Source organism: Sphingomonas japonica, from assembly GCF_006346325.1.
Lineage (GTDB): Bacteria > Pseudomonadota > Alphaproteobacteria > Sphingomonadales > Sphingomonadaceae > Sphingomonas > Sphingomonas japonica.
Map to the genome: position 1 here is coordinate 64,554 of NZ_VDYR01000002.1, position 11,548 is coordinate 76,101.

Sequence of the window (11,548 nt, forward strand, 5' to 3'; positions counted from 1 at the left end):
CGGCATGGAAGCGCGGCCCGTTGTCGTTTCAGGACCCCGTCATGCGCCTCACGCCGATCCTCGCCGTCCTCTTGCTTGCGGGATGCGGCTCCGACGACGAACTCGCGCCGGGCGGCGTGACCGAAAGCGAGGCCCGCGTGCTCAACGATGCCGCCGCGATGCTCGACGCCAATGCGACCATGCCCGAGGCGGTCGGAATCGAAAATGTGGCGGACTGAGCGGCGTCAGCTTCCGCCGATCGCCAGCGGTCCGAGATCGCCCAGGCCCACCGTTCCGCCCGCCATCGCCAGCATCCGATCAAGCGACGTGCGCGCCTTGAGACGCAGTCCCTCCTCGATCTCGATGCGCGGTTCGAGGTCGCGTAGCGCCACGTACAGCTTTTCGATCGTGTTGAGCGCCATGTACGGACAGATGTTGCAGTTGCAGTTGCCGTCGGCGCCCGGCGCGCCGATGAAGTTCTTTTCCGGCACCGCCTTTTCCATCTGGTGGATGATATGCGGTTCGGTCGCGACGATCATCGTGTCGCCGGGAAAGCTCTTGGCGAAATCAAGGATTCCGCTGGTCGAGCCGACATAATCGGCGTGGTCGAGCACGTGCGGCGGGCATTCGGGATGCGCGGCCACCGGCGCGCCGGGATGCTGCGCCTTGAGCTTCAACAGCTCGGTTTCGCTGAACGCCTCATGGACGATGCACACGCCGGGCCACAGCAGCATGTCGCGGCCCATCTTGCGGTTGATATATCCGCCGAGATGCTTGTCGGGGCCGAAGATGATCTTCTGGTCATGCGGGATCTGGCTGAGGATCTTCTCGGCCGACGACGATGTGACGATGATGTCCGACAGCGCCTTCACCGCCGCCGAGCAGTTGATGTAGGTCAGCGCGATGTGGTCCGGATGCTGCGCGCGGAACGCGGCGAACTGGTCGGGCGGGCAGCTGTCCTCGAGGCTGCAGCCGGCGTCCATGTCGGGCAGCACGACGATCTTGTCGGGCGACAGGATCTTGGCGGTCTCCGCCATGAAGCGCACGCCGCAGAACGCAATGACGTCGGCATCGGTTTCCGCCGCCTTGCGGCTGAGGTCGAGGCTGTCTCCGACGAAATCGGCAAGGTCCTGGATTTCGGGCTTCTGGTAGTAATGCGCCAGGATGACGGCGTTGCGCTCGGTGCGCAACCGATCGATCTCCGCGAGGAGGTCGATGCCCGAAAGGCTGCCGCCGATGCCACCACGTGCGTCCATATACCTGTTCCCTACGATCGTCTTGCCGCTAGATAGCGATCCTGGCCCGCGTTGCTAGCGCGCGTTGCCGACCACGTCCGCCGGCGCGCGCGACACGTCCCAGCGTTCGCGGCTGCGCGACGGGCGCTCGGCGGGAAACGTCACCACCACCCGCGCGTCGCCATAACCGAGCGTGCCCAGCGGTGCGCCCAGCAGCGAGGCCAGCGCGCGCCGCCCGTTCTCGCGCGCCTGCGCCAGGCGCTGGGGTGAGGCGGCTTCCGACCGCGCCTTGGCCTGCGCCGCCTGTGAGGTGCGCTGGCTCAGCTGCTCGCCCGCCTCGCGCGTGACGAACACGCCCTTGGTGCGCACCAATGTGCGCGCGCTTTCGTCGACATTGGGCTTCGCCACGGTGACGTCGGGCGCGTTGACGATCAGCGTGCGCGACGCTTCGACCCATTCCAGGTCGTCGGCGCCGATCGCCGAGGCATCGATGAAATAATCGACCGAGAACGGCGCCTTGACCACCTGGTCCGAGCGTAACATGCCGAAGCCGCGGACGTCGCTGGCGACGCTCTGGATCGTCCCCGACAGCTCCGCGACCTTGAGCGCGCTCGCCCCCGACAGCCGCGCGGCGACCACTTGCGTGACCGCCTCGCCCGTTTCGGGTTCGGGAGTGACGACATATTCCTCGGTATAGCGCTGATAGAGCGCGAACGCGGCGAGGCAGACGGCGATGGTGATCGCGACCGCGACCAGCGTCTGGATCAGCGACCGGTTCATCCTGCCTGCCATAGCCCCTCCGAGCGCCGTTCTGCCAGCCCGCGCCGCGCCAAATCGATCAGATGGGCCAGCACCGATCGCTCGGCCGCTGGCACCAGGCGCGGATCGAGCCCGACATACATCCTTGCGACCAGATCGGCGACGCTCGCCTCCCCGGTGGCGAGCAGCCGGACGATCTGACCCTCGCGCTGCTTGCGATGGCCGAGCATGCTGCGCGCCAGCCGCTGCGGATTGTCGCGCACCGCTTCGCCATGCCCTGGATAGTAGACCGCGTCGTCGCGGCCGATCAGCGTGTCGAGGCTGGTCATGTACGCGCCCATGTCGCCGTCGGGCGGCGAGACGATGCTGGTCGACCAGCCCATGACGTGATCGCCGGTGAACAGCGCGGCCTCCTGCGGCAGCGCAAAGGCGAGGTGGTTCGAAGTGTGTCCGGGCGTCGCCACCGCTTCCAGCGTCCAGCCATCGCCCTCCAATCCATCACCGTCGCCCAGGATCCGGTCGGGAACATAGTCGAAATCGAACGCCGCGTCGGACCGCGTTTCGGGATCACCCAGCGCCAGCGGCGCGCAGCCGATGATCGGCGCGCCCGTCGCGGCCGTGAGCGCACGGCTGAGCGGGCTGTGGTCGCGGTGGGTATGCGTGCAGACGATCGCGACCGTCTCGCGCCCGTCGATCGCGGCGAGCAGCGCTTCCAGATGCGCTGGGTCGTCGGGTCCGGGATCGATCACCGCCACGCGTCGGTCGCCGACCAGATGCGTCTGCGTTCCGGTGTACGTGTAGGGCGACGGGTTGGGGGCCAGCACCCGGGTGACGAGGGGGCTCAGGAGGACCGCCTGCCCGGTGGGCGCTTCGTTCATAACGGATGAAATGGCGGGCGATCGCACGATGCGCAAGGCGGGGCCGGCCCGAAGGAGAAGGCCAGCCCCGCGCTCACCGGACTGCACGGCGGGTAGCCCGCCTACGCCGTCCGCTCCTCCCCAGGAGTCAGTCGATGCCTTCGGCTTCGATCTCGGCGATCGCCTCGTCGAGCCCTGCCAGCGCTTCTGCGCGATCTTCGGGGCTCAGGCTGGCTTCGTTCTCGATCGTGGTGCGCGCCATCGCGATGCTCGCCCTGGCGCTGGCGAGTGCGGTCGCTTTGGTCGCCTCCGCGAATTTGGCATGCTGCATCGCCATTGCCGTCGCCTGTTCGACCTGCGCCTCGATGCGATCGGTACAGATCACCATCCGCTTCTTGCCGCCGGCACCCTGTTCGTGGATGACGTGCTGGCTACCGGCGCCGCATGTACGCTCCTCGACGTCGGGGACGTTTTCCAGCGCGCGCAGCTCGGCCAGCTCGCCCGGACCCGGCTGGATCGGGGGCTGCGGGGGCGCGATGGCAAGGTCATCGACCGGTGCAGGCGGGGCGGGCGACGCAGCCGGCGCCGCGTCCTGCGCCGCATTTGGGGCGATCGGCGGGAGCGGCGGCAATGGCAGCTTGATATCGTCGAGCTTGACGCCGATCGAGCCTTCGACACGGTCGCGGAAGGTTTCCGCGGCGTGCGTCCCCGATGCGGTAAGTCCCAATGCGGCAAGCGTCAGTGCAGCGACGCCTGCGGTTCCTCCCGCCATCTGGCCACGCGACGCGCGGCGGTGCTTTGTCAGCATCTTCAACCTCCCTTTGATCTCGTTGATGGTGTGCAGATGGCACGCGGCGGAGACCGCGCCGCCATGCGCCGATTTGACGATGGCGCGGCCATAGGCGTGGCGCAGCGCCGCCGGGCGATTGCCGAGCACGAGCGCGTCGCACGCCATTTCCTGATCGGCGCGGAATGCCCGGAATGCGCGCCACGCGATCGGATTGAACCAGTGCAGCCCGAGCATCGCCAGCGCGATCCAGTTGGCGATCAGGTCGCCGCGGGCGTGGTGGCCGAGTTCGTGCGCCAGCGCCAGGTCGCGCTCGGCTTCGTCGTAGCGTTCGGCAAAGTCGCTTGGAAAGGCGACATGCTTGCGCCAGATGCCGAACGCCATCGGCCCTGCCGCGGCGTCGCTCTCGACCACCGCGACGCGGCCGCCGGCAACCCGGTAGCTGCCCTGCGCCTGCGCCCGGATGCGGCGGCAGAAGCGAATGTACGACACCAGGTGCCAGCCGACAAAGCCAAGCGCGCCGATCACCCACAGGCCGATCACGATCGCGGGGACGTCGCTCATCCCCCATCCTTGCGGCACTGCCGGAATCGTTGCGACCGGCACGCCCAGCGAGATCGTGCCGGGCGGAATGGCGGCGCCGATGGGCGCGATCTCGGTCAGCCGCACCGTTTCGGGCAGCGGCGGAAGCAGCATGCGCAGCGCGGGAATCGCCCATAGCGCATAGGCCATTGCCGGTCCGAACGCCCGCCGCACCGGCGCGCGCAGCGCCAGCACCACCAGCATCAGCACGCTCGACGCGACCAGCGTCTCGACTGCCCAGCCGATCATTGCTTGAGGTCCTTGAGCAGCGCCTCAATCTCGGCGATGTCCTCGCCGGTCAGCGCGTCGCGCTCGGCGAGATGTGCGACCAGCGGCGTCAGCTTGCCGCCGAACAGCCGGTCGATCAGGCGCTGGGATTCGCCGACGACATATTCGCCGCGTTCGATCAGCGGGCGATACAGATAGCGGCGCCCATCGGCCTCGTGCGCTATGACGTTCTTGGCGAGCAGCCGCCCGATCAGCGTCTTGACGGTATTGGCGCTCCAATCGCGTTCGGCGGGGATGCGTTCGACCACGTCCTGGGCGGTGAGCGGGCTTTGCTCCCACAACACCTCCATCACGGCATGCTCGGCATCGCTGATACGTTCGGGCATCGACTCGCTCTCCTGGACTACGACTGTAGTCGCACTGATTACGAGTGTAGTCAATAGCGTTTCCCTGCGCCACGCAAGCTGCCATTTTCGTCGGAATATTTTACAGCCGTCGGTGCGTGGCCGCGACGCCGATAGAGAAAACGCACCTGTTCGCGCGTGTTCCGGAAAATGGCACGATCAGTGCATCGCTACGAATACCCCGAGCGCGTTGCGCTTCGTAGGGCGGGTTGCCAGCTAGCTTTCCGGTCTCGCGGCGACCCGCCCTCACCCGGCCACCACGTCCCCCACCGCCCGTTTGCGCCGGAACCAGCGTCCGCCGCGGCCGTCCCGGCGCGCCCGAGCATTGGCGATCGCCTGCGGATAGAGTTCCCCCAGCAGCCGGTCGAAGGTTTGCCTCCAGCCGAAGCGTTCGACGACCATCGCCCGCGCCGCGGCGCCGATTGCGGCGTGGTCGGCGCGCCACAGCCGTTCGACATTGGCAGCCATCGCCGCGGTGTCATCGACTGGTCCGAGCAGACCCAGGCCCGGCGGCACGCGGTCGGGCATCGCTCCGCTGGCGACACCGACCACCGGTAGCCCGCTCGCCTGCGCTTCGAGCACCGAGATTCCAAACGTCTCGTCAGCCATCGCCGACACGTACAGGTCGCTCGACGCCAGTGCCCGGGCGAGCTCGGCGCGATCATTCTCGAAGCCGGGAAACGCGATCGCCAGATTGTCGGCGCGCGCCTCCGCGACCAGCGGCTCGCGCAGCTTGCCGTCACCGATCAACACCATCGCGGCGCCCAGCTCGGGCGGCAGTGCCCGAAACATCGCCAGCAGACGATCGGCGCGCTTTTCGTGGTCGAGGCGCCCGGCATAGACCAGCAGCGGACCGTCGCCCGCGAGCCCCAGCTGCGCGCGATAGCCGGGATCGCGCCGCGTCGGCGAGAACAGTTCGGCATCGACGCCGAGCGGCAGCACCGCCGTCTGGTCGATCCCGCGCCGGGCCAGCGCCTCGCGCGCATCCTCGCCGAGCGTGTAGACGAGGTCGAACTCGCGATAGGTGATTTCGGCATAGCCGTAGCTCAGCCAGCGCAGCGCTCGCCCGGCGGTGGTGCCGAACAGGTCGCGCCCGACGCGATAGACATGCGCATTGGGAAAATCGGTGCGATAGCCCGCGACCAGCACGGTGTCGGGAAAGGCGCGGCGGTGCTGGATCGCGGTCCAGGGCAGCACCCACGGGCACAGCGATTCAATCACGTCGGGGCGATGTTGCTCGAGCAGGGCGCGAACCGCCCTGGTGCGCAGGATGAACCGGTAATTGGGGCTGCCGCGCACCGGGTCGGCACCAACCTCCGCAAAGATGTGTCGCCCTTTGACCGTCACCTTGTCGTACGGGCCGGGCACGATCTGGAGCAGGCTATGCGGCGTATGCGCCAGCACATGGTCGCGCTTCTCGCGCAGATAGGTGCTGATGCCGCCGCCGCCATGCGGAGAATAGCTCTGCGTCAGATCGCAGAGCAGCTTCGGGGCCATGTCGCGTACGGCGAACCCATCGTCCGCCGCGGCACTCGATCGCAGCAACATCGCCAAACCTCTCGAACGCAGCGCGCGATCAGGCGGCAGCGACGCCCTTTTCCGACATCAAGGTGCCGAGCTCACCGCTTTCGTACATCTCCATCATGATGTCCGATCCGCCGACGAATTCGCCCTTTACGTAAAGCTGCGGGATGGTGGGCCAGTCGGAGAATGCCTTGATCCCCTGGCGCACCTCTTGATCCTGAAGCACGTCGACGCTTTCGAACGCGACACCGAGATGGTTGAGGATGGCGATCGCGCGGCTCGAAAAGCCGCATTGTGGAAACAGCGGGCTGCCCTTCATGAACAGCAGCACATCGTTGCTGTCGACCAGTTGTTGAAGGCGGTGCTGGGTGTCGTCGGTCATCGTCTCTACTCCTGAACAGGCATTTCGGCAGCGGGGACGGCCGTAGTCAGTTGCAGCGCGTGCAGCACGCCGCCCATACGATCGCCCAATGCGGCATAGACCGCGCGCTGCTGCTGCAGGCGCGATAGCCCGCGAAACCCCTCGCTGGTCACGCGCGCGGCATAATGGTCGCCATCGCCGGCAAGATCGGTGATCTCGACCACCGCATCGGGAATCGCCTCGCGGATCAGCGCTTCGATTTGGTCGGCCGCCATTGCCATGGGATCAGCGTGCCTCGAGCATCTGGCGGCGCGCCTCGACCATTTGCTCGTCGAGCGCGCGGCGCACTTCGGCTTCGTCGGTATCGATGCCGGCAGCAGTCAGGTCGCCGACCAGCTTGCGGATCACGTCCTCGTCGCCGGCTTCCTCGAAATCGGCCTGGACGACCGCCTTGGCATAGGCATCGGTCTCTTCGGGTGTCAGCCCCATCCGCGCCGCAGCCCATCCCCCGAGCAAGCGATTGCGCCGCGCGATGACCCGGAACGCCATCTCCTCGTCGCGCGCATATTTCGCCTCGAACGCCTTCTCGCGATCGTCGAAACTGGTCATCGGCCCTGATCCCCTTGATATCCTGAGCGTCAGATAGGGCGCGGGCCGGAGCGGCGCAACGGGCGGGTCAGCCGCCGATGCGCACCACCAGCTTGCCGATCGCACCGCGTGCCGCCATCTTCGCGATCGCCGCGCCGCCCTGCTCCAGCGGGAAGGTCTCGGTGACGCGCGGCGCGATGCTGCCGTCCGCCCACAGCGCGAACAGCCGCTCGACATGCGCTGCGTTCGCCTTCGGGTCGCGCGCCGCGAACGCGCCCCAGAACACGCCGCATACGTCGCAGCTCTTGAGCAGCGTCAGGTTGAGCGGCAATCGGGGAATGCCCGCCGGGAACCCGACCACCAGATAGCGCCCCTCCCAGCCGATCGAGCGCAGCGCCGGTTCGGCATAGTCGCCGCCGACCGGATCGTAGATCACGTCATATCCATCCGCGCCGCCCGCCGCCTTGAACGCCTGTGCCAGCGCCTTGGACTGATCCTTGTCGAACGGTGCGCGGCCATAGACGATCGCCTCGTCCGCCCCCGCCTCGCGCACTGCGGCTGCCTTCTCCTCCGACGACACCGCGCCGACGACGCGTGCGCCCAGCGCCTTGCCGAGTTCGACTGCCGCCAGCCCGACCCCGCCCGCAGCGCCGAGCACCAGCAACGTCTCCCCGGCGGCGAGCCGTCCGCGATCGAGCAGCGCGTGGATGGTCGTGGCATAGGTCAGGAGCAGCGCCGATCCCTCCTCGAAACTGCGTCCTTCGGGCAGGCGGAACAGCCGCGCGGCCGGGATCGAAACCTTCTCGCTCATCCCGCCATGTCCGGTGGTGGCGAGGACGCGGTCGCCCGGTGCCCACCCGGTGACATCGGGCCCGACGCTCTCGATCACGCCGGCGATCTCGCTGCCCGGCGCGAACGGCCGGGGCGGTTTGAACTGATAGCGATCCTCGATGATCAGCACGTCGGGATAGTTGACCGAACAGGCGCGGATGGCGACGACGACCTCTCCCGAACCGGCGACGGGATCGGCCATATCGGCCAGTTCCAGTGTTTCAGGTCCGCCCGGCGCCCTCGACAGCAATGCCTTCATTCCGGCTCTCCCGCTTGAGCCACGGGCGATACAGGTCGGCCGCGGCTTCGAATTTCGAAATCGCGGTATCCTTTGCCAGCGTCAGGCCGACTTCGTCCAGTCCCTCGATCAGGCAGCGGCGGCGGAAGGGGTCGAGTTCGAAGCCGAACCGGTCCTGGAACGGCGTCGTCACGGTCATGCTGTCGAGATCGATGCTCACCGGATGCTCGCGCGCGACCGCGATCAGTCGGTCGATCGCATCTTGCGGCAGCACCACGGGGATGATCCCGTTCTTGATGGCGTTTCCAGAAAAAATGTCGGAAAAGCTCGGTGCGATCACGGCGCGCACGCCCATGTCGGCCAGTGCCCAGGCAGCATGCTCGCGGCTCGATCCGCAGCCGAAATTCTCCCCCGCGATCAGGATCGGCGCGCCTGCGTAGCGCGGATCGTCGAACAGGTTGCCGGGTTCGGCGCGGACCGTTTCGAATGCGCCGCGGCCAAGTCCGCTGCGCGTGATCGTCTTGAGCCAATGCGCCGGGATGACGATGTCGGTATCGACGTTCTTGGCGCCCCACGGATAGGCGCGACCATCGACGCGCGTGACCGGGCGCATCACTCAAGGCTTGCGGGGAAGGGGGGAAGCGCCGCCATGTCGCGTGGGTCATGCTGGATAACGACCCGCGCGCCCAGCGCGCGGGCAATCCCCTCGAACCGGTCGTGCGACGCGAGCGTGTCGGTGCGATCGACGTTGAACGTCGGCACGCCGCCGACCTCTCGATTTTCGCGGAAATGGAACTGGTCGCCCGAAATCAGCACCGGTCCTGCATCTGGCAGCCGCACCAGCAGCGCGCTGTGCCCGGGGGTGTGCCCAGGCATCGCCAGCATCACCGCGCTGCCGTCGCCGAAAATGTCCCTGTCACCCTCGACCGGCGTCACTGCGCCGCCGGCAAGCCAGGGCGCCAGCTGGTCGCGTTGCGGATCGCCGCGCTTGAAGCTACGCACGCGATCCCAGTCGGCCTTGCCGATCAACAGCTCCGCCTTGGGAAAATCGGCGGCGCCGCCGGTGTGGTCGGCATGATAATGGCTGATCCCGACATGGGTGACGTCGGCCGGGGCCAGTCCCAGCGCCGCCAGCCGCTCGGCGATGCGCGTCGTCAGCGTCATGCCGTCCTGCGGCTCGCGCTGGATCGCCGGGGAAAGCCCGGTATCCCACAGCAGCACCCCCTTGGAATGACGGATCAGGAAACATCCGGCGATCAGTTCGCGGCGCTCGCCAGCGAAGCGCATCGTATCCGAAAAGCGGCCGAGGTCGGGCTGCACCAGCGTTCCGCACTCGAACGCGGTCAGCGTCGGCCCGCTCGGCGCTTCGGCTTGCTGCGCACCGACAGGCGTCGCCGCCATCGCCAGCAGGGCCAGCATGTTCCGCAGACGCTTCATCGATGCGCTTCCCTGTAGCTTGATATTCGGCCGGTTACCCGGCGGCGGGCGCTGGCGGCGCTGCGACCGCTGCGCTCCCCGCCTTGGTCGTTCCCGCATAGGCAGCGGCCAACCCGGCCAGAACGGTTCCCACCATCAACATCATCATAGCACGCTTCATACCAACCAACCCCCAATCAGCCCGCGCCCATCAGGTCCCTGACGTCGGTGAGCCGTCCCGTCACCGCAGCGGCTGCAGCCATCGCCGGTGACACCAGATGCGTCCGCGCACCCGGGCCCTGCCTCCCTACGAAATTTCGATTCGAAGTGGAAGCGCAGCGTTCGCCGGGCGGCACCTTGTCCGGATTCATCGCCAGACACATCGAACAGCCCGGTTCGCGCCATTCGAAGCCAGCCTCGACAAAGACGCGGTCGAGCCCCTCCGCTTCGGCCTGGCGCTTGACCAGCCCCGACCCCGGCACGATCAGCGCCTGGCGGATGCCGCCCGCGACATGGCGTCCGCGCACCACCGCCGCCGCGGCGCGCAGATCCTCGATCCGGCTGTTGGTGCACGATCCGATGAAGATGTGCTCGACGGCGATGTCCTGCATCCGCATGCCCGGGACGAGGCCCATATAGGCAAGCGACTTGCGCGCCGCGGCCTGTTTCGATGGATCGGCGAACTGGTCGGGATCGGGAACCGATCCCGTGATGGCGACCACATCCTCGGGGCTGGTGCCCCAGGTCAGCGACGGCGCGATATCGGTCGCGTCGAGCCGGACCGTCCGGTCGTACGTCGCGCCGGGATCGCTCGGCAGCGTGCGCCAATAGTCGACCGCGCGCCGCCAATCCGCGCCGCCGGGCGCCATCGGCCGTCCTTCGAGATAAGCAAAGGTCGTCTCGTCCGGCGCGATCAGCCCGGCACGGGCACCGCCCTCAATCGACATGTTCGATACGGTCAGCCGCCCTTCGATCGACAGCGCCCGGATCACCTCGCCGGTATATTCGACGACATGCCCGGTCCCGCCCGCCGCGCCGATGCGGCCGATGATCGCCAGGATCACGTCCTTGGCCGACACGCCGAAGCCCAAGGTGCCGTCGACGCGAATCTCCATCGTCCTGCTTTGCTGGAGCAGCAGTGTCTGCGTCGCCAGCACATGCTCGACTTCGCTGGTGCCGATCCCGAATGCGAGCGCACCGAGCGCGCCGTGCGCCGAAGTATGGCTGTCGCCGCATACCAAGGTGGTGCCGGGCAGGGTGAAGCCCTGTTCGGGGCCGACGACATGGACGATGCCCTGGTCGATCGACGTGGCGCCGATATAGTCGATGCCGAATTCGCGCGTGTTGCGCTCGAGCGCGTCGAGCTGCGCCGCGCTTTGCGGGTCGGCGATCGGCAGCATATGCCCCGCCGCGTCGCGCCGCGGCGTGGTCGGCAGATTATGGTCGGGCACCGCCAGGGTAAGGTCGGGGCGCCGCACCCGCCGCCCGGCGACGCGCAGCCCCTCGAACGCTTGCGGGCTGGTGACTTCGTGGACGAGATGGCGGTCGATATAAATCAGGCACGTGCCGTCGTCGCGCCGCTCGACGACGTGCGATGCCCAGATTTTTTCGTAAAGCGTAAGCGGTCGCGATGCCATGCGCCGCGCTTAGCGCCGCGGGTCGCGTGTAACAATAGTGTGCAAAGCGGCAAGCAACGCGCAGCATTCGATATGGCCGGACTGCGCGACATTGCCTCGGCTCCATTGCCGGCGTTTGCCGG

Annotated in this window: 14 protein-coding genes; 1 reads left to right on the plus strand and 13 read right to left on the minus strand. The window is 67.5% G+C overall.

Annotation, left to right across the window (positions count from 1 at the left end):
- Positions 1-41: 41 nt before the first annotated feature.
- Positions 42-218 (plus strand): hypothetical protein, encoded by a 177-nt coding sequence (locus FHY50_RS14255; RefSeq protein ID WP_166745441.1) that lies wholly within the window; start codon positions 42-44, stop codon positions 216-218.
- 6 nt (positions 219-224) lie between these two features.
- On the opposite strand, the gene nadA is transcribed toward FHY50_RS14255, so the two are convergent.
- The 13 genes from nadA to leuC form a co-directional block, all read right to left on the minus strand.
- Positions 225-1,235, minus strand: a complete 1,011-nt coding sequence (gene nadA, locus FHY50_RS12385) for a quinolinate synthase NadA (protein WP_140231243.1) — start codon at positions 1,233-1,235, stop codon at positions 225-227.
- A 54-nt stretch (positions 1,236-1,289) separates the two neighbouring features.
- Positions 1,290-1,994 carry a DUF4230 domain-containing protein gene (locus tag FHY50_RS12390; protein ID WP_140231244.1) on the minus strand — a complete coding sequence of 235 codons (705 nt, stop codon included), beginning with the start codon at positions 1,992-1,994 and terminating at the stop codon, positions 1,290-1,292.
- On the minus strand, positions 1,991-2,851 hold the full coding sequence (locus FHY50_RS12395; RefSeq protein ID WP_180345149.1) for an MBL fold metallo-hydrolase: 861 nt from the start codon (positions 2,849-2,851) through the stop codon (positions 1,991-1,993). The genes FHY50_RS12390 and FHY50_RS12395 overlap by 4 nt, the downstream gene beginning before the upstream one ends.
- A gap of 127 nt (positions 2,852-2,978) precedes the next feature.
- Positions 2,979-4,448, minus strand: coding sequence for a M56 family metallopeptidase (locus tag FHY50_RS12400; RefSeq protein WP_140231245.1), 1,470 nt, complete (start codon positions 4,446-4,448; stop codon positions 2,979-2,981).
- Positions 4,445-4,813, minus strand: coding sequence for a BlaI/MecI/CopY family transcriptional regulator (locus tag FHY50_RS12405; protein ID WP_140231246.1), 369 nt, complete (start codon positions 4,811-4,813; stop codon positions 4,445-4,447). The genes FHY50_RS12400 and FHY50_RS12405 overlap by 4 nt, the downstream gene beginning before the upstream one ends.
- 264 nt (positions 4,814-5,077) lie before the next feature.
- Positions 5,078-6,379: a glycosyltransferase gene (locus tag FHY50_RS12410; protein ID WP_244935367.1), complete on the minus strand. Its 1,302-nt coding sequence runs from the start codon at positions 6,377-6,379 to the stop codon at positions 5,078-5,080.
- Between the two features lie 28 nt (positions 6,380-6,407).
- On the minus strand, positions 6,408-6,737 hold the full coding sequence (gene grxD / locus FHY50_RS12415) for a Grx4 family monothiol glutaredoxin (RefSeq protein ID WP_140231247.1): 330 nt from the start codon (positions 6,735-6,737) through the stop codon (positions 6,408-6,410).
- A 5-nt stretch (positions 6,738-6,742) separates the two neighbouring features.
- Positions 6,743-6,997 (minus strand): BolA/IbaG family iron-sulfur metabolism protein, encoded by a 255-nt coding sequence (locus FHY50_RS12420; protein ID WP_140231248.1) that lies wholly within the window; start codon positions 6,995-6,997, stop codon positions 6,743-6,745.
- 4 nt (positions 6,998-7,001) lie between these two features.
- Complete coding sequence (locus tag FHY50_RS12425; RefSeq protein WP_140231249.1) at positions 7,002-7,325, minus strand: DUF1476 domain-containing protein; 324 nt, start codon at positions 7,323-7,325, stop codon at positions 7,002-7,004.
- Positions 7,326-7,392: 67 nt separating this feature from the next.
- Entirely contained in the window at positions 7,393-8,394 is a 1,002-nt protein-coding gene (locus tag FHY50_RS12430) for an NADPH:quinone oxidoreductase family protein (RefSeq protein WP_180345150.1), read from the minus strand.
- Positions 8,357-8,986, minus strand: a complete 630-nt coding sequence (leuD, locus tag FHY50_RS12435; protein ID WP_140231250.1) for a 3-isopropylmalate dehydratase small subunit — start codon at positions 8,984-8,986, stop codon at positions 8,357-8,359. Before leuD ends, FHY50_RS12430 begins: the two co-directional genes overlap by 38 nt.
- Positions 8,986-9,810: an N-acyl homoserine lactonase family protein gene (locus FHY50_RS12440; RefSeq protein WP_140231251.1), complete on the minus strand. Its 825-nt coding sequence runs from the start codon at positions 9,808-9,810 to the stop codon at positions 8,986-8,988. The genes leuD and FHY50_RS12440 overlap by 1 nt, the downstream gene beginning before the upstream one ends.
- 176 nt (positions 9,811-9,986) lie before the next feature.
- On the minus strand, positions 9,987-11,426 hold the full coding sequence (gene leuC / locus FHY50_RS12445; protein WP_140231252.1) for a 3-isopropylmalate dehydratase large subunit: 1,440 nt from the start codon (positions 11,424-11,426) through the stop codon (positions 9,987-9,989).
- Positions 11,427-11,548 lie beyond the last annotated feature (122 nt).